Genomic DNA, 22,874 nt, shown 5'->3' with positions numbered 1-22,874 from the left:
TTAGAATAATATTTATGGGGAAATCACTTTATATCGCGGAAAAACCAAGTGTTGCACAGGAATTTGCCAAAGCATTAAAGATGAAGACAAGACGGCAGGACGGATATTTGGAATCTGAAGATGCGGTGGTTACCTGGTGCGTGGGACATCTGGTTACCATGAGCTATCCGGAAGCCTATGATCCGGCGCTGAAGCGATGGAATCTGGAAACACTGCCATTCATTCCGCAGGAGTTCCAATATGAGGTGATTCCTGCAGTGGCAAAGCAGTTTAAGATTGTGGCAGGCCTTTTAAACAGGGAGGACGTGGATACCATTTATGTGTGCACCGACTCCGGACGGGAAGGAGAGTATATTTACCGACTGGTGGAACAACAGGCAGGTGTCCATGGCAAGGAGCGAAGAAGGGTGTGGATCGATTCTCAGACAGAGGAAGAGATTCTTCGAGGGATTCGTGAAGCAAAAGATTTGAAAGAATATGACAATCTTTCTGCGTCGGCTTATCTGCGGGCAAAAGAAGACTATTTGATGGGAATTAATTTTTCCAGACTTCTGACATTGAAATATGGGAACAGTATTTCTAATTATTTACATACAAAATATTCGGTCATTTCTGTGGGGCGGGTTATGACTTGCGTTCTGGGGATGGTAGTACGTCGGGAACGGGAGATCCGGGAGTTCGTTGAGACTCCCTTCTACCGGGTAATCAGTACGATCGGAGGATCAGAACTGGGGTTTGAAGGAGAATGGAGAGCAGTGCAAGGCTCCCGTTATTTTGAGTCCTTTGATTTGTATAAGGAAAATGGCTTTAAGACGAAAGAAAAGGCAGAAGAATTGATCCGCTGGCTTCGGGAAGGAACAGAAGAGGGAAAACCTCTAAAGTGTCAGATTGCCACCATTGAGAAAAAGAAGGAAAAGAAGAATCCTCCGCTTTTATTTAATCTGGCGGAACTTCAGAACGAGTGCTCCAAGCGCTTTAAGATCAGCCCGGATGAGACCCTTCGGATTGTTCAGGAGATGTACGAAAAGAAATTGGTGACCTATCCGAGAACGGATGCCAGAGTTTTGTCTACTGCGGTGGCAAAAGAGATTCACAAAAACTTAAATGGTCTGATGAAATATGATCCGGCGGTACCGTATCTTCAGGAAATTGTATCTTTTGGGAGTTACAAAGGCCTGGAGAAAACCCGCTATGTAAATGATAAGCAGATTACAGATCACTATGCCATTATTCCGACGGGACAGGGAATGAATGCACTTTCTTCTCTTCCACGATTGGGAGGAATGGTGTATGATGTAATTGTGCGCAGGTTCTTAAGTATCTTTTACCCGCCTGCGGTGTACCAAAAAGTGGCGATTGTGACGAAGATAAAGGAAGAGTCTTTCTTCTCAAGCTTTAAGGTGCTGGCAGAGGAAGGGTATCTGAAGGTGGCGAAGCCACAGGCGTTAAAGAAGGAAAAAGAAGAGCAGGAAGAAGAGTCCGAAGACGATCGTGACGCCGATGCAGCCTTTTTTCAGAAAATACAGACGTTGAAAAAGGGGATGTCTTTGGAGGTTTCCAATCTCGCGATCAAAGAAGGAAAGACGTCGCCGCCAAAGCGTTACAATTCCGGGTCTTTGATCCTTGCGATGGAAAATGCCGGGCAGCTGATCGAGGATGAGGAGCTTCGTGCACAGATTAAGGGAAGCGGAATTGGAACCAGTGCGACCAGGGGTGAAATCCTGAAAAAATTGTTCCACAACAAATATCTGGCGTTGAATAAAAAGACGCAGATTGTAACGCCAACCATGTTGGGCGAGATGATTTACGATGTGGTGGATCACTCGATTAAATCGCTTTTGAATCCAGAGCTTACAGCCAGCTGGGAAAAGGGACTTAATTACGTGGCGGACGGAGAGATCACACCGGAAGAATATATGCAGAAGCTGGATCATTTTATTGTCAGCAGAACGCAGGGAGTCAAAGGGCTGGCAAATCAGTGGCAGCTTCGTGGCTGTTATGACAAGGCGGCGCAGTTTTATAAGACGACGGCAAATAGTAAAAAAGGAGATAAGAAGAGATGAAAGCATTAACAATTCAGGAACTATATACATTGGATGAGACCATTGCGGCAGAGATTTTTGAGGGTGCGGTTTATCCATGGGAAGTATTGTCAAAGATTCATGATTTTATTTTAAAATTAGGAGAAACACTTCCGGAAGAGGAATATGACCGAGTGGGAGAGGATGTGTGGATTGCAAAATCTGCACATGTATTTGAATCGGCTTATATTCATGGACCAGCCATTATCGGGAAAGATGCAGAAGTTCGGCATGGCGCGTTTATTCGGGGAAATGCAATTGTAGGAGAAGGTGCGGTGGTAGGAAATTCTACAGAACTTAAGAATGTCATTCTGTTTAACAAGGTGCAGGTACCTCATTACAATTATGTGGGAGATTCTATCCTTGGATACAAGGCGCATATGGGAGCCGGTTCCATTACATCCAATGTGAAGTCGGATAAAAAGCTGGTTGTGGTTAAGACGGCAGAAGGGAATCTGGAAACCGGACTGAAAAAATTCGGTGCAATGCTTGGTGATGAAGTAGAAGTAGGATGTGGAACTGTGCTGAATCCGGGAAGTGTCGTAGGAAAGCGTACGAATATTTATCCTCTTTCCAGTGTCAGAGGGTTTGTTCCGCAGGAGAGTATTTACAAAAGACAGGGAGAAGTAGTTGAAAAACAATAAAAGCGGAATATAAAAGGAGAGTACAATGAAGAAAATCGGATTTATCGGAGTTGGAATTATGGGGAAATCCATGGTTCGTAATTTGATGAAGGCGGGATATGAGCTTCATATTTTTGCAAGACACAAAGAAAAGGTGGAAGACGTCATTGCAGAAGGAGCGGTATTCCATGAAACCATAAAGGATTGTGTGACAGGATGCGACGCGGTAATTACAATTGTTGGCTTTCCGAAAGATGTAGAGGAAGTATATTTTGAAGAAGGCAATATTTTAGACAGCGTGAAGGAAGGCACCTATTTGATTGATATGACAACGACCAGTCCTATGCTGGCTGAGAAGATCAGCGAAGCCGGACAGCAGAAAGGGTGCCGCGTGCTGGATGCGCCGGTAACCGGAGGCGACGGTGGTGCGAAGGCAGGGACGCTGTCCATCCTCGTGGGAGGAAAACAGGAAGATTATGAGGCCTGTCTGCCGCTTTTTAAAGCCATGGGAACGAATATCAATTATCAGGGAAGCGCAGGATGTGGCCAGCATGCCAAAATGGCCAATCAGATTATGATCGCAGGCACATTGTCTGGCGTCTGTGAAGCGCTTACCTATGCGAAAGCCAAAGGGATGAACCTTGATACCGTTTTGAAATCAGTGGCAACCGGAGCTGCGGGAAGTAAACAGCTTGATACCTTTGGACCGAAGATTTTGGCAGGAGACTATGCGCCGGGATTTTTCCTGAAACATTTTGTTAAGGATATGAAGCTGGCGCTTATTGAGGCGAACAGAAGTGGCCTAAGCTTAGACGTGTTAAGTCAGGTACTTGCCAACTATGAGGAATTAGAAGCAGAAGGGTATGGAGAATTGGGAACTCAGGCGCTGATGAAATATTATGAAGGAGGAAATGCAGATGATGAACGATAATTATGTATCTTTCGAGATTGGAAAAGCGAAACGCATTGCGCTGGTTGCGCACGATGGAAAGAAGAAGGAACTGGTTGAGTGGTGCGATAAGAACAAGGATGTCTTAAAAGGGCATTTCTTATGTGGAACCGGAACTACGGCCAGACTGATCGCAGATAAAACGGGACTGCCGGTAAGAGCTTATAACAGCGGTCCTCTGGGAGGAGATCAGCAGATTGGCGCCAAGATTGTGGAAGGCCAGGTGGATTTTATGATCTTCCTTTGGGATCCTTTGGAGGCACAGCCTCACGATCCGGATGTGAAAGCGCTTCTTAGAATCGCGGTAGTGTATGACATTCCGGTAGCGAATAACCTGGCAACAGCAGACTTTATGCTGAATTCTAAGTTTATGACAGAAGAATACAGCCGGAAGGTAGAGAATTTTAATAAAACGATTCAGGACCGGGTCGAGAAAATGCGTTAAAAAACAGGGCAGAAGGCAAAAAGGCTTTCTGCCCTGTTTTTACTTGCATTTCTTTTAGCAGTGTGTTATTCTTATGAAGAAAACTTTAATGCTTTAAAGCGCAACGCTTTAAAGTAAGACGAAACAAAGAGAAAAGGAGAACAGATATGGGGATTAAGATTGCATTACTAATCGTATTTTTTGCTGTTATGGTAGCAGTCGGACTTTATGCAAGAAAGCATGTAACGAGCGTAGATGGATTTGTGCTGGGTGGACGGTCGGCGGGACCGTGGCTGACAGCGTTCGCATATGGAACCTCCTATTTCTCTGCAGTAGTATTTGTTGGATATGCCGGACAGTTTGGCTGGAAGTACGGGTTGTCTTCTACCTGGATTGGAATTGGAAATGCAGTGATTGGAAGTCTTCTGGCGTGGGTCGTTCTGGGAAGACGGACGAAGGTAATGACGCAGCACTTAGGTTCCAGAACAATGCCGGATTTCTTCGGGAACAGATACGGAAGCCGTGCTTTAAAGATTGCGGCATCGGTGATCGTGTTCGTCTTTCTGGTGCCTTATACAGCGTCTATCTACAATGGGCTGTCACGGCTCTTTGAAATGGCGTTTCACATACCTTATACAGTGTGTGTGGCAGGGATGGCGGTCTTTACAGGAATCTACGTGATTCTGGGAGGTTATATGGCGACGGCTATTAATGATTTTATTCAGGGAATTATTATGCTGATTGGAATTGTGGCAGTCATTGCCTCTGTGCTTAGCGGTCAGGGAGGATTTTTGGAAGCGATAGAGAAGATGGCGGAGATTCCAAGTGATATTCCGGTGACACTGGGGCAGCCGGGAGCATTTACTTCCTTCTTCGGACCAGATCCTTTGAACCTTCTGGGAGTTGTTATTTTGACTTCTCTTGGAACTTGGGGGCTGCCGCAGATGGTCGGAAAGTTTTACGCAATCAAGGATGAAAAATCCATCCATACAGGAACCGTGATCTCCACGATCTTCGCGGTGATTATTTCCGGGGGGTGTTACTTCCTTGGAGGATTTGGGCGTCTGTTTGACGGGAAAGAAATTTACGATGCATCTGGCGTGGTGGTATTTGACAGTATTATTCCTCATATGCTTTCTTCCCTTCCGGATATTCTGATCGGAATTGTGGTGGTGTTGGTTCTGTCTGCTTCCATGTCGACATTGGCGTCACTGGTGTTGACTTCCAGTTCCACACTGACCCTTGATTTCCTGAAGGATACGTTGATGCAGGAGATGAGTGAAAAGAAACAGATTCGGGTGATGCAGATTCTGGTCGTATTTTTTATTGCGGTGTCGGTACTTCTGGCATGGAATCCGCCGACATTTATCGCCCAGCTGATGGGAATCTCCTGGGGAGCGCTGGCGGGAGCATTCCTGGCGCCGTTCCTCTACGGATTATACTGGAAACGGGTGACGAAAGCCTCTGTGTGGGCAAGCTTTGCCGTTGGTGTAGGAATTACTGTATCAAACATGGTGATCGGTTATATTGAGTCTCCCATTAATGCAGGAGCATTTGCCATGGCGGCGGGACTTGTGGTGGTGCCTGTGGTCAGTTTGCTGACGCCGAAGCCGAAACGGGAACAGGTGGATCAGATCTTTGAGTGTTATGAAGAAAAGGTTGTGATTTCTAGAAAATCTTCCCTTGGAGACCAGAAATAATTGTCGGGAGTAGAAGAATTGGGATGAAAGATTGGAAAGATTAAAAAAGATCAATAAAAGTGATTAAAAATGTCACTTAAATTTTAAAAACACATATGATAGGATAAAAGAGTGTTAAAAATAAACAACAAAGTTGATGAATATTATCCGAATGACTTTCGCAAGCAAAGCCTTTCAAAATAGGATATAAGAAGGAGAGGAATGCAACAATGGAGAATTATCAGAAGTATGAACGTGCATATTTTATGCCACCGGAGGTAACTTATGACTGGGTGAAAAAGGAATATATTGAAAAGCCTCCGATTTGGTGCAGCGTGGATCTTAGAGATGGAAACCAGGCGTTGATTGAACCTATGAGCCTGGAGGAAAAGCTGGAATTCTTTCAGATGCTGGTAGACATCGGATTAAAAGAGATAGAAGTAGGATTCCCGGCAGCGTCTGAGACGGAATATCAGTTTATGCGGACCCTGATTGAGAAGAATATGATTCCGGATGATGTGACGGTTCAGGTATTAACGCAGGCCAGAGAACATATCATTAAGAAGACCTTTGAGGCTGTAAAAGGAGCGCCTCACGCTGTGATTCACCTGTATAATTCCACGTCGGTTGCGCAGCGGGAACAGGTATTTCGGAAAAGCAAAGAAGAGATTAAGCAGATTGCAGTAGACGGAGCGAAGCTTCTTCTTGAACTGGCATCTGAGACGGATGGAAACTTTACCTTCCAGTATAGTCCGGAGAGTTTTTCGGGGACGGAAGTGGATTACGCGGTGGACGTCTGCAATGCAGTTTTAGATGTGTGGAAGCCGACGCAGGACAATAAAGCAATTATCAATATTCCGACTACGGTAGAAAATGCAATGCCGCATGTATTTGCCTGTCAGTTGGAATATGTCAATAAACATTTAAAATACCGCGACAGCGTTATTCTGTGTCTGCACCCGCATAACGACAGAGGATGCGGCGTGGCGACGGCGGAACTTGGTGTGCTGGCAGGAGCAGACAGAATCGAAGGAACGCTGTTTGGCAATGGAGAGCGGACTGGAAATGTGGATCTGATTACAATGGGAATGAATATGTTTTCCCATGGAGTAGATCCGGGGCTTGACTTTTCAGATATGAAGCGTCTTCGGGAAACCTATGAGCGACTGACCAGGATGCATGTATATGAGCGTCAGCCTTATGCAGGAGACCTGGTGTTTACCGCTTTTTCAGGATCTCATCAGGATGCGATTGCCAAGGGAATGGCATACCGTGAAGAGAAGGCATGCGAAACATGGTCTGTTCCGTATCTTCCGATTGACCCGCAGGATGTGGGACGCCAGTATGATTCGGATGTGATTCGGATTAACAGTCAGTCCGGTAAGGGCGGTGTGAACTATATTCTGAAGCAGAGCCATGGAATCAATCTTCCGCAGGAAATGCGTTCCGAAGTGGGATATCTGGTGAAGGATATTTCTGATAAAGCACACAAGGAACTGACGGCTGACTGGGTATACCAGATTTTCTCCGATCATTATGTGAATACCAAGCCGGTGTTCCATATTGACGAGTGCCATTTTAAACAGGCAGATGGAATTACTGCAGAGGTGACGCTGAACCATGAGAATAAGGTGCACACCATAGCGGCTATGGGAAATGGACGTCTGGATGCGGTCAGCAATGCAATCAAGCAATATTTTAATATTAGTTATGAGCTGAGCTTTTATGAGGAGCATTCCCTGACGAAAGGATCATCTTCTAAAGCGGTGGCATATGTGGGAATCGTTTTCAAGGGAAAGACCTTCTGGGGAGTTGGTATTGATGCAGATATTATCAGCGCGTCTATGGAGGCGCTGACGGTAGCGGTCAATAAAATTGATGAAATCGGGAATTCCGAAGGATGTAAAGATCCAAGGATGATCGAGATGCTGAATTATATTCAGGCAAACTATATTGATATTACACTGGATGATTTGGCGGAAAAATTCTATTTGTCAAAGCCGTATCTGTCCAAATACATCAAGGAAAAATCCGGAATGACCTTTGGCGAGTTGGTAAAACAGATTCGGATGAAGAAGGCAAGAGCGCTTCTTAAGAGCAGTAATATGACGGTAGAGAATATTGCGCTCACAGTTGGGTATCAAAATGTAGAACATTTTAACCGGCTGTTTAAGAAGGCGTACGATATGACGCCAATGCAGTTCAGGAGCCAGAAATAGGCAGAAAAAAGAGAATATAAACAAGGAGAAAAGCGTGTGGGCATCTTGAAAAAAGGTGTCCATATTTGTTTGTCAATTTCTTAACGAAAATAGGGAAAAACTGTTGCGCAATCGGAAGAAAAGATATATAATATAATTGGCAAAAAATTTGGTATTAACCAACTTTTAATATCTTAGAAAATGGAGGATTTGACTATGGGCAACATGGCAACAGAAAGCGCAGCAAGCGCAAGAATTAATTCTTTGCTTGATGCAGGCAGTTTTGTTGAAATCGGCGGCGCTGTAACAGCCAGAAATACAGATTTCAATCTGCAGGACAAAGCAACTCCGGCAGACGGTGTTATCACCGGATACGGAGTAATCGATGGAAACCTGGTATATGTATACAGCCAGGATGTATCCGTGTTAAACGGAGCAATCGGTGAGATGCATGCAAAGAAGATTGCTAACATTTATGATATGGCAATGAAGATGGGGGCACCAGTGATCGGATTGATCGATTGTGCCGGAATGAGACTTCAGGAGGCGACAGACGCGCTGGAGGCATTCGGCGGACTTTATCTGAAACAGGCACTGGCTTCTGGTGTGATTCCACAGATTACAGCTGTATTCGGTACATGCGGAGGAGGATTATCCGTAGTTCCGGCTATGACAGACTTTACATTTATGGAAGAAAAGAAAGGCAAACTCTTTGTCAATTCTCCAAATGCAATTCCTGGAAATGAGATCTCCAAGAACGATACCTCTTCTGCAAAATATCAGGCAGAGACAGCAGGTCTTGTAGATGATATGGGAACAGAGGAAGAGATGTTGGAAAACATCCGTACTCTGGTATGCATGCTTCCATGTAATAATGAGGAAGATGCTTCTTATGATGAGTGCAACGATGATTTGAACCGTGCATGCGAAGGAATCGAGAATGCAGCAGAGGATACAGCGATTGCACTGGCATCCATCTCTGATGAAGGTATCTTCTTTGAGACAAAGAAATATTTCGCACAGGATATGGTAACAGGATTTATCCGTTTGAACGGAATGACTGTTGGAGCAGTTGCAAACCGTTCCAAAGTTTATAATGAAGAGGCAGAAGTGGTTGCAGAATTCGATGGCTCTTTATCAGCAGACGGAGCAAAGAAAGCAGCAGAGTTCGTATCTTTCTGTGATGCATTTAATATTCCGGTTCTGACACTTACCAACGTATCTGGCTTCAAGGCAGGCATGGAAGAAGAGAAAGATCTTGCAAGACAGACAGCAAGACTGACTTATGCATTCGCAAATGCAACCGTTCCGAAGGTAAATGTTGTGATCGGTAAAGCGTTTGGAACAGCTTATGTGAGCATGAACAGCAAATCTGTAGGTGCAGATATGGTCTATGCATGGCCAAATGCAGAGATTGGAATGATGGATGCAGCACTTGCAGCAAAGATTATGTATGCAGGAGCAGACGCTGCGACATTGAAAGAAAAAGCAGCAGAATATAAGGAATTACAGTCCAGCCCGTTATCTGCAGCAAGAAGAGGATATGTGGATACGATCATTGAGCCGGAAGATACCAGAAAGTATGTGATCGGTGCTTTTGAAATGTTATTCACAAAGAGAGAAGATCGTCCGATGAAAAAGCATGGAACGGTTTAGAGAGGTGAGGCAAAGTGAGAAAGAAAATTAGCTTATTATTCTGTGGACTTGCAGTGACGCTGTGCTTTACCGGCTGTGGAAGCAGCAAGGAGACGATGGCGTATGATGAAGCTACAGTGCAGCAGAGCACGGAATTTCTGATCGAGTATTGTGCCAGTATGCAGGACGATACGGTAGAACAGTGGGAGACGATGACAGACTTTGCGCTGGAGTCTCAGCTGACACAGGCAGGACTTCCATTTACCAAAGATGGATTCTTGGGTGCTTTGGATGCATGGCAGTCAGCAGAGAAGGAATGTGGCGAATACGTAAGTCATGGAGACTATACGTACGAGGCCTCCAAGGATGAATTACAAGTATCTACAGAGGCTGAATTTGCAGATCGGGATGCGCATATTACATTTGTGTTTGATGAAAATCAGTATTTGGACAGTATGACGGTAGATGCGGAATATACAACGGGAGAGATTCTGAAAAAAGCAGGTCTGAATACCGTGCTTGGTATGGGAACCGTGTTTGTGGTACTGATCTTTATTTCAGCATTGATTTCTCTGTTCCGTTTCATTCCGGCAATTGAAGCAGCATTCAAGAAGAAAAAGGATGCTCCGAAGGCAGCTCCGGCAGTACAGCCAGAGGCAGCGCCAAGTGTGGAAGAAGCAGAAGACGTAACAGATGATACAGAGTTGGTTGCAGTTATTGCAGCGGCAATCGCAGCTTCAGAAGGAAGCAGCAGTACGGACGGATTTACTGTGAGAAGTATTAGACGCCGTCCATCGAATAAGTGGTAAGAAATAACCAATACCGAAAAATCAGGAGGATTAAGAAAGATGAAAAACTATACAATCACAGTAAATGGTAATGTATATGATGTAACAGTAGAAGAAAACGGAAATGCAGCAGCATCTGCAGCAGCACCGAAAGCGGCTCCAAAGGCAGCACCGAAGGCAGCTCCAAAAGCAGCACCAAAGGCAGCAGGAGCAGGTTCTATTGAAGTAAAAGCAGGAGCAGCCGGAAAAGTATTCAAGGTTGAGGCGAGTGTAGGACAGAGCGTAAAGAAGGGTGACGCTGTTGTCATTATCGAAGCGATGAAGATGGAGATCCCAGTTGTGGCACCGGAAGACGGAACCGTGGCAAGTATTGATGTGGCTGTAGGCGATGCAATCGATGCTGGACAGGTATTGGCTACATTGAACTAGCATATAGGCAGAAGACGTTTACTGAAACGACTGGAGGTTAAAAAATGGAATATATAACAACAACATTAGGAAACCTCGTGCATCAGACCGCTTTTTTCAGTCTTACATGGGGCAATTTGATCATGATTGCGGTTGCATGTGCGTTCCTATATCTGGCAATCAGACATGGGTTTGAGCCTCTGCTTCTGGTTCCGATTGCATTTGGTATGCTGCTTGTTAATATCTATCCGGATATTATGCTGCATGCAGAAGATGCTGCAAACGGAACGGGCGGATTGCTCTACTACTTCTACATGCTGGACGAATGGTCCATCCTTCCGTCATTGATTTTCCTTGGTGTAGGAGCGATGACAGACTTTGGACCGCTGATTGCAAATCCGAAGAGTTTCCTTCTTGGTGCAGCGGCACAGTTTGGAATTTTTGCAGCTTATCTGGGAGCTATGGCAATGGGATTCTCTGATAAGGCAGCGGCAGCAATTTCTATTATCGGTGGAGCAGACGGACCGACATCCATCTTCCTTGCCGGTAAATTACAGCAGACGGCGATTCTTGGACCGATCGCAGTAGCGGCATATTCTTATATGTCACTGGTGCCGATTATTCAGCCGCCGATTATGAAATTATTGACAACGGAAAAAGAACGTAAGATTAAGATGGAGCAGTTAAGACCAGTATCCAAGCTGGAGAAGATCCTGTTCCCAATCATTGTTACCATCGTCGTATGTATGATTCTTCCTACTACAGCACCATTGGTTGGTATGTTGATGCTGGGTAACTTATTCCGTGAATCAGGAGTGGTAAGACAGCTGACCGATACGGCTTCCAATGCATTGATGTACATTGTCGTTATCCTGCTGGGAACATCCGTAGGAGCAACAACGAGTGCAGAAGCGTTCCTGAATCTTGATACATTGAAAATTGTAGCTTTGGGACTGATCGCGTTTGCGTTCGGAACCGCGGCAGGTGTTCTGTTTGGTAAATTAATGTGTATTGCAACGCATGGTAAGGTAAATCCACTGATTGGTTCTGCCGGTGTATCAGCAGTGCCGATGGCTGCCAGAGTATCCCAGAAGGTGGGAGCAGAGGCGGATCCTACAAACTTCCTGCTGATGCATGCAATGGGACCGAACGTTGCCGGTGTTATCGGTACAGCGGTAGCTGCCGGAACATTTATGGCTATTTTCGGAGTAATGTAATAATATAATAATTATATATGGAGGAAGATATAATGGCAGAAATAGAAAAGAAACCAATTAAGATTACAGAGACGATCCTGCGAGATGCTCACCAGTCTCTGATTGCCACACGTATGACGACAGAACAGATGCTGCCGATCGTAGAAAAGATGGACAAGGTCGGATATCATTCTGTAGAGTGCTGGGGTGGAGCTACTTTTGATGCATCCCTTCGTTTCCTGAAAGAAGATCCATGGGAGAGACTTCGTAAATTCCGTGATGGTTTTAAAAACACCAAACTTCAGATGCTGTTCCGTGGACAGAATATTCTTGGATACCGTCCATATGCAGATGATGTAGTAGAGTATTTTGTACAGAAATCAGCTGCAAACGGAATTGATATCATCCGTATTTTTGACTGTCTGAACGACCTTCGTAATCTTCAGACAGCAGTATCTGCAGCAAATAAAGAAAAGGCTGAGGCACAGGTTGCTTTGTCCTATACACTGGGAGATGCATACACTCTAGATTACTGGGTAGACATCGCAAAGAGAATCGAGGATATGGGTGCAAACTCTATCTGTATCAAAGATATGGCAGGACTTCTGGTTCCTTATAAAGCAACCGAGTTGATCGGAGCATTGAAAGAAGCAGTGGATCTTCCAATCCAGCTGCACACACACTATACTTCTGGTGTGGCTTCTATGACTTACTTAAAGGCAGTAGAAGCAGGTGTGGATGTGATTGATACTGCAATGTCACCATTTGCACTGGGTACTTCTCAGCCGGCAACAGAAGTTATGGTTGAGACCTTTAAGGGAACGCCATACGATACAGGATTTGATCAGAACTTATTGGCAGAGATCGCTGACTACTTCCGTCCAATTCGTGACGAAGCATTAGAAAGCGGACTTTTGAATCCAAAGAACCTTGGTGTTAACATTAAAACATTGTTATACCAGGTACCTGGTGGAATGCTTTCCAACCTGACTTCTCAGCTGAAAGAGCAGAACGCAGAGGACAAATACTATGAAGTATTAGAGGAAGTTCCAAAGGTTCGGAAAGACTTAGGAGAGCCGCCGCTTGTTACTCCTTCTTCTCAGATCGTTGGTACACAGGCTGTATTTAACGTGCTGATGGGCGAGCGTTATAAGATGGCGACAAAAGAGACTAAGGATGTATTAAGTGGAAAGTATGGTGCAACTGTAAAACCATTTAATGAAGAGGTAAGAAAGAAAGTTCTTGGCGATGACGCTGAGATTATCACTTGTCGTCCGGCAGACCTGATTCCAGATGAGCTGGATACATTGAGACAGGAGATGGCACAGTGGAGCCAGCAGGATGAAGATGTATTGACATATGCACTCTTCCCACAGGTTGCAACGGATTTCTTCAAATACAGAGAAGCACAGCAGACCAAAGTGGATCAGACTGTAGCTGATACAGAAAACGGAAGCTATCCGGTATAAGAAAATATTTTCTGACAGAAAATAGAAAAGCTTTGTCAGGGCAATCTCTATCTTTTGGATAGAGGTTCCCTGTCAGGGCTTTTTTCTTTGCTTGAATCTTAACGGAATTCGCTATATAATAATTCTGTTATAATTTTGAAAGAAATCGGATTTGAGAAGGACAGCAAATATATGGGAAATAAGAATGAATTATTGCAGAAGATAGAGGAAGGATATGGAAAGTTCAGCAAGGGGCAGAAAAAGCTGGCTGATTTTATCCGGGAGTATTATGATAAAGCAGCGTTTTTAACGGCGGCAAAGATGGGAGAAGAAGTAGGAGTCAGTGAATCTACGGTTGTTCGATTTGCGACTGCGCTTGGGTATAATGGATACCCGGAGTTCCAGAAAGCGCTGGGGGAACTGGTGCGTACGAAGCTAAATTCCATTCAGCGGATGGAAGTGACTTATGGAAGAATCAGTCAGGGAGAGATTCTTGCATCCGTTTTGCAGTCGGATATTGAAAAAATTAAGATGACGATGGAATCCATCGATCATAGCGTGTTTGAATTGGCAGTAGACACCATCTTAAATGCCAAATCCATTTACATTATTGGAATTAGAAGCTGCGCTCCGCTTGCAAGTTTTCTGGGATTTTATCTGAATCTGATCTGTCCGGATGTAAAACTGGTGAATACCAATAGTTCCAGCGAGATTTTTGAGCAGATTATCCGGGTAGGAGAGCAGGATGTGGTCATTGGAATCAGTTTCCCAAGATATTCGATGCGAACCTTGAAGGCGTTGGAGTTCGCAAGCAATCGTAAGGCAAAGGTGATTACATTGACGGATAGTGTACACTCTCCGATGACGATTTATTCCTCCTGTAATCTGATTGCAAGAAGCGATATGGCATCCATCGTGGATTCGCTGGTAGCCCCCCTTAGCGTGGTGAATGCGTTAGTGGTGGCTCTGTGCATGAAAAAGCAGGAGGAAGTCATTACTACGTTGGAGACACTGGAACAGATCTGGGATGAATATCAGGTTTACAGTAAAGATGAGCTGAATATGGTAGGAGATAAAGTAGAGCTGACCATGAAGATGAAGACGGGAGAAGATGATGAGTAAGACACTGGTGATTGGCGGCGGAGCCGCCGGAATGTTCGCGGCGATTGCGGCGGCAGGGAACGGACACGAGGTTCATGTATACGAAAAAAATGAAAAACTGGGAAAGAAACTTTTTATTACAGGAAAGGGAAGATGCAATATTACCAATGCCTGTGATATGGAGACGCTGTTTGATGCGGTCGTGACGAATTCCAAGTTTTTATACAGCAGCTTTTACGGATATACCAATCAGAATGTGATTGATTTCTTTGAACAGATTGGCGTGAAAACCAAAGTCGAACGAGGAGAGCGAGTCTTTCCTCAATCGGATCATTCTTCAGATGTAATCCGTGCACTGGAAGCAGAGATGCGGCGCAGGGGAGTTCAGATCCATTTGTACACAGAGGTTCGGCGTGTGGTATCGGATGAGGGAAGATTTTCCTTCATTGAACTTACAGATGGCAGCCAGATCAAGGGGGATGCCTGTATTGTGGCGACTGGAGGACTTTCCTACCAGACAACAGGATCTACCGGAGACGGACATCGCTTTGCAAAAGAGAATGGACATAGTGTTACGCCGTGTATGCCGGCATTGGTTCCAATGACGGCGAAGGAAGACTGGGTTCCGAGGCTTCAGGGATTGTCGCTTCGCAATGTCAGCGCAGTGATCTATGATGGAAAGAAGCGGCTTTATGAGGAATTCGGTGAAATGCTGTTTACCCATTACGGCGTGAGTGGGCCTCTGATGTTAAGTGCCAGCAGCATTGTGGGGAAGAAGCTAAGAGAAAAAGAATTAAAGCTTGTAATAGATTTAAAGCCTGCTCTTTCTATGGAACAGTTGGAAAAGCGGGTGCTGCGGGATTTTGAAGAGAATCAGAATCGTCAGTTTAAGAATGCGGTTGGAAAGCTCTTTCCAGCAAAACTGATTCCTGTGATGATTGAATTGAGTGGAATTGATGAAGATAAAAAGGTAAATATTATTTCCAGAGAAGAACGCCAGAGATTTGTGTCGCTGATTAAAAATCTTCCGGTGACATTAACCGGTCTTCGGGGATATAACGAAGCGATTATTACAAAGGGCGGTGTGAAAGTAAAGGAGATTGATCCGGGGACGATGGAGTCAAAGCTGGTTAAGGGACTTTGCTTTGCCGGTGAGGTGCTGGATCTTGACGCGGTAACCGGAGGATTTAATCTGCAGATTGCGTGGTCTACCGGATATGCGGCAGGAATGTCTGTGTAAAGAAGAGTAAGGAAACAGCTTGTTTCGTATAGAAGCATGCGCTATACTAAGAAGAGTTGAAATATAACTAGAAAAAGGACATTCGGAGGAACGATATGGGATATAATGTGGCGATTGACGGACCGGCAGGTGCGGGGAAAAGTACGATTGCAAAGCTGGTAGCAAAAGAAAAAGGTTATGTTTATGTAGATACAGGCGCGATGTATCGCGGTCTTGCGATTCATTTTCTGGATCAGGGAATTTTGCCAAATGAGACGGAGAAAGTAGTAAAGGCATGTGAAAGTGCAGATGTGACAATCTGCTATGAAGATGGTCTTCAGCAGGTCTATCTTAACGGGCAGAATATTACGGCGAGGCTTAGAGATGAGGCGGTAGGAAATATGGCTTCTGTAACGTCCGCAATTCCGGAAGTGCGGGCAAAGCTTCTGGAGCTCCAGAAGGGACTGGCACGGACACAGAACGTCATTATGGATGGACGGGATATTGGAACCTGTGTGCTACCGGATGCAGATGTGAAAGTGTTTTTAACTGCCAGTGTAGAGACGCGTGCAAAGAGACGCTATGATGAGTTAAGAGAAAAAGGTGCGGCTTGCGATCTTGCTGAGATTGAACGAGATATTAAGGAGCGGGATGAACGGGATGAAAACCGGGAGATTTCACCGCTTCGTCAGGCAGAAGATGCAGTCCTTTTGGACAGCTCAGATATGACGATTGATGAAGTGGTGGCTGCAATTGTGAAGCTTTGCAGGTAGAAGGAAGAGGAAGGAGCGAAAGGCGAAAGATGAAGGTAGAACTGGCAAAGACGGCGGGGTTTTGCTTTGGCGTAAAGCGGGCGGTAGATACAGTCTATGAACAGATTGCTCTTCATAAAGGGAAAAAAATCTACACCTATGGACCGATTATTCACAACGAAGAAGTGATCAAGGATCTGAAGCGGCATGGTGTAGAAGTTGTGGACAGCGAAGAGGAGCTGGAGGCGCTGACAGAGGGAGTGGTGATTATTCGATCCCATGGCGTACCCAAAAGGATCTGTGATATGCTGGAAAGAAAAGAGGTTGACTGTGTGGATGCTACCTGCCCATTTGTGAAGAAAATTCATCGCATTGTGGCAGAAGAAAGCGCGAAAGGATCCCACATTGTGATCATTGGAAATAGCGAGCATCCTGAGGTGGAGGGGATCCGGGGGTGGTCAGAAAGTCCGGTTACTGTTATTCAGACACCGGAGGATGCGAAAAGCTTTTTCCTTCCAGATCAGAGTCAGAAAGTTTGTATTGTATCCCAAACGACATTTAATTACAATAAATTCAAAGATTTAGTTGAAATCATTGAAAAAAAGGGGTATGATATAATTGTTTTAAATACGATCTGCAATGCAACGAAAGAACGCCAGGAAGAGGCACGTAAAATTGCAGAGAGTGTGGATGCGATGATCGTCATTGGCGACAAGCGCAGCTCCAACACTCAGAAGTTATTTGAAATATGCAGGAATGCATGTCTTAATACGTACTATATACAGACACTCGGCGATTTGAATATGAATCAATTAGGGTCCGTGGAAACAGTAGGTATTACAGCAGGGGCATCCACGCCCAACAATATAATTGAGGAGGTTCAAAATAATGTCAGAATTAACTTTTGAACAGATGTTAGAAGAGTCATTTAAGACAATTAGAAATGGAGAGGTCGTAGATGGTACGGTCATCGACGTTAAGCCGGATGAGATCATCTTAAATATAGGCTATAAGGCAGACGGCATTATCACAAGAAGTGAATACACCAATGAATCAGGTGCAGATCTTACAACGATGGTGTCTGTTGGAGATGAGATGACAGCAAAGGTACTGAAAGTAAACGACGGAGAAGGTCAGGTATTATTGACTTATAAGAGACTGGCTGCTGAGAAGGGCAACGAGAGACTGAAAGAAGCTTATGAGAACCATGAGGTTCTGAAAGCTCCTGTAGCACAGATCCTTGGCGGAGGATTAAGCGTTGTTATCGATGAGGCAAGAGTATTCATCCCGGCAAGCCTGGTATCTGATACTTATGAGAAAGACCTGAGCAAATATCAGGATCAGGAGATTGAATTCGTAATCAGTGAGTTCAATCCAAGAAGAAACCGCGTGATCGGTGACAGAAGACAGCTGTTAGTTGCAGAACGTGCAGAGAAGCAGAAAGAACTGTTTGCAAAGATCCAGGTTGGAGACAGAATGGAAGGAACCGTTAAGAACGTAACTGATTTTGGTGCGTTTATCGACCTTGGCGGAGTGGACGGACTCCTTCATATCTCTGAGATGTCCTGGGGACGCGTTGAGAATCCAAAGAAGGTATTCCAGGTTGGTGAGACGGTAGAAGTTATGATCAAAGATATTAACGATACCAAGGTTGCACTGACTCTGAAATTCCCAGAGGCAAATCCATGGGCAAATGCAGCAGAGAATTATGCAGTAGGAACTGTAATTACAGGTAAAGTTGCAAGAATGACAGACTTTGGTGCATTTGTAGAGCTTGCACCTGGTGTGGATGCACTGCTTCACGTGTCTCAGATTTCAAGAGCACATGTGGATAAGCCGTCTGACGTTCTGGCTATCGGACAGGAGATTACAGCGAAGATCGTTGATCTGAACGAGTCTGAGAAGAAGATCAGCTTAAGCATGAAAGCTTTAGAACCGGCAGAAAGCGTGGAAGAAGTTGGAGAAGAAGATACAGCAGAATAATCTGAAAAGAGAATATGTTGATCGAAATACAAGATAGAGGCGTATCAGCCTCTATCTTTTCTGTCTGTTAAAAAAACAACAAAATGTTTATGGAAATATACAAGGAATTGCCTGTATTGACTGGAAAAACAGTGCATATTCCTGTATAGTATATTAAAGAGTAAAAAGGAAGGAAGGATAAAGGGATGGCATTGTTAACATTTAAGGGTGGTATCCACCCGGATGACGGCAAGAGCCTAGCAAAGGAAAAGGCGATTGTCGAAGTAAAACCCCAGGGTGATCTGGTGTATCTGGTATCCCAGCATATTGGTGCTCCGGCAAGCCCAATTGTAGAAGTCGGAGAGCGCGTACTGAGAGGTCAGAAGATTGCAGAGGCCGGAGGATTCGTATCAGCACCGATTTATGCATCTGTATCTGGTACTGTAAAAGCAATTGAACCACATATGAATCCGACGGGTGCTACGGTTAACAGTATCGTAGTTGAGAATGACGGAGAATATGAAGAAGTAGAGTATCCGGCAGTAAAATCTTTGGACGAGATGTCAAAGGAAGAGATCCTGAATGCAATTGGGGAAGCAGGAGTAGTCGGAATGGGCGGAGCTGGATTTCCGACGAAAGTAAAGCTGTCACCGAAGGAACCTGAGAAAATCGAATATGTAATCGCGAACTGTGCGGAGTGTGAGCCTTACATTACGGCGGACTACAGACGGATGCTTGAAAATCCGGAGAAGCTGGTCGGAGGAATGAAGGTTGTTCTGAAGCTGTTCGACAATGCAAAAGGAATCTTCGGTGTAGAAGACAACAAACCGGATTGTATTGCAAAATTAAAAGAACTGACGAAGGATGAACCGCGTATGGAAGTGCTTGCGCTTAAGACCAAGTATCCACAGGGCGGAGAGCGTCAGCTGATTTATGCAACAACAGGAAGAGCAATCAATTCCGCAATGCTTCCGGCTGATGCAGGATGTGTGGTAGACAACGTAGAGACGATGATCAATATTTACCAGGCAGTTGCAGAAGGCAAGCCGTCTATGGATCGTGTTGTTACGGTAAGTGGTGATGCGATCAATGAGCCTGGAAACTTTAAGGTGCCGTTTGGAACGAACCAGGCAGAGCTTGTAGAAGCAGCGGGCGGATTTAAGGTGGATCCGGAAAAAATGATTTCCGGCGGTCCAATGATGGGATTTGCGATGTTTACGCTGGATGTTCCGGTGACAAAGACATCTTCCTCCATTCTGTGCTTTACCAAAGACGAGGTGGCAAAATTTGAGCCGACGGCATGTATCAACTGCGGGCGCTGCGTAGAAGCCTGTCCAAGCCGTTTGATTCCATCCAGACTTGCAGACTACGCGGAGCATCATAATGAGGAAGCATTTACAAAGCGCGAGGGTCTGGAATGTATGGAATGTGGATCGTGCAGTTTTGTATGTCCAGCAAAACGTCCGTTAAAGCAGGCAATCGGATCTATGAGAAAGATTGCAATGGCAAATCGCAAAAAGAAAAAATAATTTGGAAGAGGTGAACAATCGTGAGTGAGAACAATTTATTAAAAATGTCATCTTCACCACACATTCGTTCCAAGATTACCTCAAGCAATATTATGCTTTTGGTTGTTGTGGCACTTCTGCCGTCAGCAGCTTTCGGGGTTTGGAACTTTGGACTGCCTGCGCTGATTATGCTGATCAGCACAACGGTATCTGCAGTCCTGACAGAGTACATATACGAGAAATTAATGCATAAGAAAGTAACCATCAATGATTTCAGTGCAGTGGTTACAGGTTTATTACTTGGACTGAACATGCCGGCAACCGCACCATGGTGGATGGGAGCGCTGGGAAGTGTGTTTGGTATTCTGATCGTAAAACAGTTGTTTGGCGGTCTGGGGCAGAACTTTATGAACCCGGCATTGGGAGCAAGATGTTTCCTTTTGATTTCCTTTACAGGACCGATGACCAGATTTATCTACGATGGTGTGACAGGACCGACTCCTTTGGCATTGTTAAAGGGCGGCGAAGCAGTTGACACGATGGATATGCTGATCGGAACCGTTCCGGGAACCATCGGAGAGACTTCCGTGATTGCAATTATTATTGGAGCAATCTTACTGATTCTGACGGGTGTCATCGATCTTCGTATTCCGGGAACATACATTGTAAGCTTCGTGCTCTTCGTGGGAATCTTCGGACAGTTTACAGAAGCGTCTGTAGGACTTTTCGATCCGCAGTACATTACAGCACATCTGTGCGGAGGCGGTTTAATGCTCGGTGCATGGTTTATGGCAACCGATTATGTGACGGCGCCGATTACCAAGAAAGGGCAGTATGTCTATGGTGCGCTGCTTGGTATTTTAACAGGTCTGTTCCGTCTCTTTGGCGGATCAGCAGAAGGTGTATCCTATGCAATCATCATTGGAAACTTATTGGTTCCGTTGATTGAAAGGGTTACTCTTCCAAAACCATTCGGTAAAGGAGGAGAAAAATAATGAATAAGATTATTAAAAACACATTGATTCTTACAGTCATTACATTGGTGGCTGGTCTGGGACTTGGATTTGTGTATGAAATTACCAAAGAGCCGATCGCTCAGGCACAGGAAGCTGCAAAGAAAGAAGCATGGCAGGCGGTATTCCCAGAGGCGGATCTTGATGAATTTGAGCCGATGGATGTGGATCAGAAGGCTGCTGACAAGGTGATCAAAGATTTAGGAATTAAAGGATCTATTGATGAAGTCTGTACCGTTGGCGAGGAAGGATATGTGATCACAACTACAGATTCTGAAGGATACGGCGGAGATATTAAGATTACCGTCGGAATCACAGCAGACGGAACGGTAAACGGTGTTTCTATTCTGTCTATCAGTGAGACTGCAGGTCTTGGTATGAAGGCTAAAGAACCTGCATTCTATGAGCAGTATCAGGGAAAACAGGCAGAAAAATTCGTGGTATCTAAGGATGGAGGAGACGGGGAGCCGATCGATGCGTTAAGCGGTGCAACCATTACTTCCAGAGCGGTAACAGGAGCTGTGAACGCTGCCCTTAGCTACTACCAGAATGTATTTATGTAGGGAGGTAGTGAAAGATGAATAGATGTACCGAAAGAGTATATAACGGTCTGGTCAAAGAAAATCCTACCTTCGTTTTGATGTTGGGTATGTGTCCGACCCTTGCGGTAACAACATCCGCAATCAACGGTGTGGGTATGGGTCTTTCTACGACGGTCGTACTTGTACTGTCTAACATGTTGATTTCCATGCTGCGTAAGGTTATTCCGGATTCTGTCAGAATGCCGGCATTCATTGTAGTCGTAGCATCCTTTGTAACAATTGTACAGTTCCTGCTGGAAGGATTTGTTCCAAGTCTTTATGATGCATTGGGGCTTTACATACCGCTGATCGTAGTAAACTGTATTATCCTTGGACGTGCTGAGAGTTACGCATCTAAGAATCCGGTGCTTCCGTCTATCTTTGATGGAATTGGTATGGGGCTTGGATTTACAGTTGGTTTAACATGTATCGGTATCGTGCGTGAAGTGATCGGTGCCGGTCAGATCTTCGGATATCAGCTGCTTCCACTTGCAGATGAGGCGGCGGGAAAAGCAGGATACGTTCCGGTAACCATTTTTATTCTTGCTCCTGGTGCATTCCTTGTACTGGCAGGCTTGGTAGCATTACAGAATAAGATTAAGAAAAATGCGGCAAAGAAGGGCAAGAAGGTTACAGAGACTTCCGGATGCGGAGAAGGCTGCGGTTCCTGCGGAGGATGCAGCGGCAAAGTATTCCCAACGGGAAATGAAGAATAGGAGGAGTACATAGATGAAAGAATTATTGATTATTGCAATTGGGTCTGCAATTGTAAATAACGTTGTACTCAGCCAGTTCCTGGGAATTTGTCCGTTCCTCGGAGTATCAAAAAAGGTTGAGACAGCTTCCGGTATGGGTGGAGCCGTTATCTTCGTTATCACAATTGCATCATTCTTTACAGGATTGATCTATAAGTTTATATTGGTTCCATTGGATATTTCCTATCTGCAGACGATCGTATTCATCCTTGTGATTGCGGCGCTGGTACAGTTTGTGGAAATGTTCCTGAAGAAATCAATGCCGTCTCTGTATGATGCGTTAGGAGTATATCTTCCGCTGATTACTACTAACTGTGCGGTTCTGGGTGTTGCCTTAACCAACGTACAGAAGGATTACGGTATTCTGACAGGTGTGATCAATGGTATCGGAACTTCTGTTGGATTTGCTATCGCCATCGTGATTATGGCAGGAATCCGTGAGAAGATTGAATACAATGATATTTCAGAGTCCTTCCAGGGAACACCGATCGTGCTGATTACAGCAGCACTGATGTCTATTGCGTTCTTTGGATTCTCTGGACTGATTTAGGAGG

General features: G+C 44.9%; 21 protein-coding genes. All 21 read left to right on the top strand.

Translation table 11 applies throughout. The annotated features are described in order from the left end of the window. The first annotated feature begins 14 nt into the window (after positions 1–14). The 21 genes from C0979_RS02555 (at position 15) to rsxA (ending at position 22,870) form a co-directional block, all read left to right on the top strand. Positions 15–2,063, top strand: a complete 2,049-nt coding sequence (locus tag C0979_RS02555) for a DNA topoisomerase (RefSeq protein ID WP_101694495.1) — start codon at positions 15–17, stop codon at positions 2,061–2,063. After that, positions 2,060–2,725 (top strand): LbetaH domain-containing protein, encoded by a 666-nt coding sequence (locus C0979_RS02550; protein ID WP_101694494.1) that lies wholly within the window; start codon positions 2,060–2,062, stop codon positions 2,723–2,725. Before C0979_RS02555 ends, C0979_RS02550 begins: the two co-directional genes overlap by 4 nt. Before the next feature lie 25 nt (positions 2,726–2,750). Continuing rightward, positions 2,751–3,635, top strand: a complete 885-nt coding sequence (locus C0979_RS02545) for an NAD(P)-dependent oxidoreductase (RefSeq protein ID WP_101694493.1) — start codon at positions 2,751–2,753, stop codon at positions 3,633–3,635. Continuing rightward, complete coding sequence (locus C0979_RS02540; RefSeq protein ID WP_101694492.1) at positions 3,622–4,098, top strand: methylglyoxal synthase; 477 nt, start codon at positions 3,622–3,624, stop codon at positions 4,096–4,098. The genes C0979_RS02545 and C0979_RS02540 overlap by 14 nt, the downstream gene beginning before the upstream one ends. A 146-nt stretch (positions 4,099–4,244) precedes the next feature. Beyond that, a complete protein-coding gene (locus tag C0979_RS02535; RefSeq protein ID WP_101694491.1) occupies positions 4,245–5,777 on the top strand; it encodes a sodium:solute symporter family transporter in 1,533 nt (510 codons plus the stop codon). Positions 5,778–5,986: 209 nt separating this feature from the next. Further along, on the top strand, positions 5,987–7,975 hold the full coding sequence (locus tag C0979_RS02530; protein WP_101694490.1) for a 2-isopropylmalate synthase: 1,989 nt from the start codon (positions 5,987–5,989) through the stop codon (positions 7,973–7,975). A gap of 195 nt (positions 7,976–8,170) precedes the next feature. Continuing rightward, positions 8,171–9,610: an acyl-CoA carboxylase subunit beta gene (locus C0979_RS02525; RefSeq protein ID WP_101694489.1), complete on the top strand. Its 1,440-nt coding sequence runs from the start codon at positions 8,171–8,173 to the stop codon at positions 9,608–9,610. A gap of 14 nt (positions 9,611–9,624) precedes the next feature. Then, entirely contained in the window at positions 9,625–10,398 is a 774-nt protein-coding gene (locus tag C0979_RS02520) for an OadG family transporter subunit (RefSeq protein ID WP_101694488.1), read from the top strand. 39 nt (positions 10,399–10,437) lie between these two features. Then, complete coding sequence (locus C0979_RS02515; RefSeq protein WP_101694487.1) at positions 10,438–10,806, top strand: biotin/lipoyl-binding carrier protein; 369 nt, start codon at positions 10,438–10,440, stop codon at positions 10,804–10,806. Positions 10,807–10,850: 44 nt separating this feature from the next. Continuing rightward, positions 10,851–12,002, top strand: a complete 1,152-nt coding sequence (locus C0979_RS02510) for a sodium ion-translocating decarboxylase subunit beta (RefSeq protein WP_101694486.1) — start codon at positions 10,851–10,853, stop codon at positions 12,000–12,002. Between the two features lie 32 nt (positions 12,003–12,034). Continuing rightward, positions 12,035–13,450 carry an oxaloacetate decarboxylase subunit alpha gene (locus tag C0979_RS02505; RefSeq protein WP_101694485.1) on the top strand — a complete coding sequence of 472 codons (1,416 nt, stop codon included), beginning with the start codon at positions 12,035–12,037 and terminating at the stop codon, positions 13,448–13,450. Positions 13,451–13,621: 171 nt separating this feature from the next. Beyond that, on the top strand, positions 13,622–14,551 hold the full coding sequence (locus tag C0979_RS02500; RefSeq protein ID WP_101694484.1) for a MurR/RpiR family transcriptional regulator: 930 nt from the start codon (positions 13,622–13,624) through the stop codon (positions 14,549–14,551). Next, a complete protein-coding gene (locus C0979_RS02495) occupies positions 14,544–15,770 on the top strand; it encodes a BaiN/RdsA family NAD(P)/FAD-dependent oxidoreductase (protein ID WP_101694483.1) in 1,227 nt (408 codons plus the stop codon). The genes C0979_RS02500 and C0979_RS02495 overlap by 8 nt, the downstream gene beginning before the upstream one ends. 95 nt (positions 15,771–15,865) lie before the next feature. After that, positions 15,866–16,522, top strand: coding sequence for a (d)CMP kinase (cmk, locus tag C0979_RS02490; RefSeq protein ID WP_101694482.1), 657 nt, complete (start codon positions 15,866–15,868; stop codon positions 16,520–16,522). A 29-nt stretch (positions 16,523–16,551) separates the two neighbouring features. Beyond that, positions 16,552–17,409, top strand: coding sequence for a 4-hydroxy-3-methylbut-2-enyl diphosphate reductase (gene ispH / locus C0979_RS02485; RefSeq protein ID WP_101694481.1), 858 nt, complete (start codon positions 16,552–16,554; stop codon positions 17,407–17,409). After that, entirely contained in the window at positions 17,390–18,484 is a 1,095-nt protein-coding gene (gene rpsA / locus C0979_RS02480; RefSeq protein WP_101694480.1) for a 30S ribosomal protein S1, read from the top strand. The genes ispH and rpsA overlap by 20 nt, the downstream gene beginning before the upstream one ends. 185 nt (positions 18,485–18,669) lie before the next feature. Next, complete coding sequence (gene rsxC / locus C0979_RS02475; protein WP_101694479.1) at positions 18,670–19,992, top strand: electron transport complex subunit RsxC; 1,323 nt, start codon at positions 18,670–18,672, stop codon at positions 19,990–19,992. A gap of 44 nt (positions 19,993–20,036) precedes the next feature. Then, positions 20,037–20,966, top strand: coding sequence for an RnfABCDGE type electron transport complex subunit D (locus C0979_RS02470; protein WP_101694769.1), 930 nt, complete (start codon positions 20,037–20,039; stop codon positions 20,964–20,966). Further along, positions 20,966–21,547: an RnfABCDGE type electron transport complex subunit G gene (locus C0979_RS02465; protein ID WP_101694478.1), complete on the top strand. Its 582-nt coding sequence runs from the start codon at positions 20,966–20,968 to the stop codon at positions 21,545–21,547. The genes C0979_RS02470 and C0979_RS02465 overlap by 1 nt, the downstream gene beginning before the upstream one ends. A 14-nt stretch (positions 21,548–21,561) precedes the next feature. After that, complete coding sequence (rsxE, locus tag C0979_RS02460) at positions 21,562–22,281, top strand: electron transport complex subunit RsxE (protein ID WP_101694477.1); 720 nt, start codon at positions 21,562–21,564, stop codon at positions 22,279–22,281. Between the two features lie 13 nt (positions 22,282–22,294). Further along, a complete protein-coding gene (gene rsxA / locus C0979_RS02455) occupies positions 22,295–22,870 on the top strand; it encodes an electron transport complex subunit RsxA (RefSeq protein ID WP_101694476.1) in 576 nt (191 codons plus the stop codon). Positions 22,871–22,874: the final 4 nt, after the last annotated feature.

Origin of the sequence: Dorea phocaeensis, from assembly GCF_900240315.1 — a bacterium.
In the GTDB taxonomy this organism is placed as follows: Bacteria; Bacillota; Clostridia; order Lachnospirales; family Lachnospiraceae; genus Dorea_B; species Dorea_B phocaeensis.
The sequence above is the reverse complement of the archived record's forward strand: the minus strand, read 5'-3'. Positions and strand labels throughout refer to the sequence as shown.

Excerpts from the sequence above, each read along its gene's own strand:
- C0979_RS02555 (WP_101694495.1), top strand. The coding sequence starts at position 15 with ATGGGGAAATCACTTTATATCGCGGAAAAACCAAGTGTTGCACAGGAA.
- C0979_RS02550 (WP_101694494.1), top strand. The coding sequence starts at position 2,060 with ATGAAAGCATTAACAATTCAGGAACTATATACATTGGATGAGACCATT.
- C0979_RS02545 (WP_101694493.1), top strand. The coding sequence starts at position 2,751 with ATGAAGAAAATCGGATTTATCGGAGTTGGAATTATGGGGAAATCCATG.
- C0979_RS02540 (WP_101694492.1), top strand. The coding sequence starts at position 3,622 with ATGATGAACGATAATTATGTATCTTTCGAGATTGGAAAAGCGAAACGC.
- C0979_RS02535 (WP_101694491.1), top strand. The coding sequence starts at position 4,245 with ATGGGGATTAAGATTGCATTACTAATCGTATTTTTTGCTGTTATGGTA.
- C0979_RS02530 (WP_101694490.1), top strand. The coding sequence starts at position 5,987 with ATGGAGAATTATCAGAAGTATGAACGTGCATATTTTATGCCACCGGAG.
- C0979_RS02525 (WP_101694489.1), top strand. The coding sequence starts at position 8,171 with ATGGGCAACATGGCAACAGAAAGCGCAGCAAGCGCAAGAATTAATTCT.
- C0979_RS02515 (WP_101694487.1), top strand. The coding sequence starts at position 10,438 with ATGAAAAACTATACAATCACAGTAAATGGTAATGTATATGATGTAACA.
- C0979_RS02510 (WP_101694486.1), top strand. The coding sequence starts at position 10,851 with ATGGAATATATAACAACAACATTAGGAAACCTCGTGCATCAGACCGCT.
- C0979_RS02505 (WP_101694485.1), top strand. The coding sequence starts at position 12,035 with ATGGCAGAAATAGAAAAGAAACCAATTAAGATTACAGAGACGATCCTG.
- C0979_RS02500 (WP_101694484.1), top strand. The coding sequence starts at position 13,622 with ATGGGAAATAAGAATGAATTATTGCAGAAGATAGAGGAAGGATATGGA.
- C0979_RS02495 (WP_101694483.1), top strand. The coding sequence starts at position 14,544 with ATGAGTAAGACACTGGTGATTGGCGGCGGAGCCGCCGGAATGTTCGCG.
- cmk (WP_101694482.1), top strand. The coding sequence starts at position 15,866 with ATGGGATATAATGTGGCGATTGACGGACCGGCAGGTGCGGGGAAAAGT.
- ispH (WP_101694481.1), top strand. The coding sequence starts at position 16,552 with ATGAAGGTAGAACTGGCAAAGACGGCGGGGTTTTGCTTTGGCGTAAAG.
- rpsA (WP_101694480.1), top strand. The coding sequence starts at position 17,390 with ATGTCAGAATTAACTTTTGAACAGATGTTAGAAGAGTCATTTAAGACA.
- rsxC (WP_101694479.1), top strand. The coding sequence starts at position 18,670 with ATGGCATTGTTAACATTTAAGGGTGGTATCCACCCGGATGACGGCAAG.
- C0979_RS02470 (WP_101694769.1), top strand. The coding sequence starts at position 20,037 with ATGTCATCTTCACCACACATTCGTTCCAAGATTACCTCAAGCAATATT.
- C0979_RS02465 (WP_101694478.1), top strand. The coding sequence starts at position 20,966 with ATGAATAAGATTATTAAAAACACATTGATTCTTACAGTCATTACATTG.
- rsxE (WP_101694477.1), top strand. The coding sequence starts at position 21,562 with ATGAATAGATGTACCGAAAGAGTATATAACGGTCTGGTCAAAGAAAAT.
- rsxA (WP_101694476.1), top strand. The coding sequence starts at position 22,295 with ATGAAAGAATTATTGATTATTGCAATTGGGTCTGCAATTGTAAATAAC.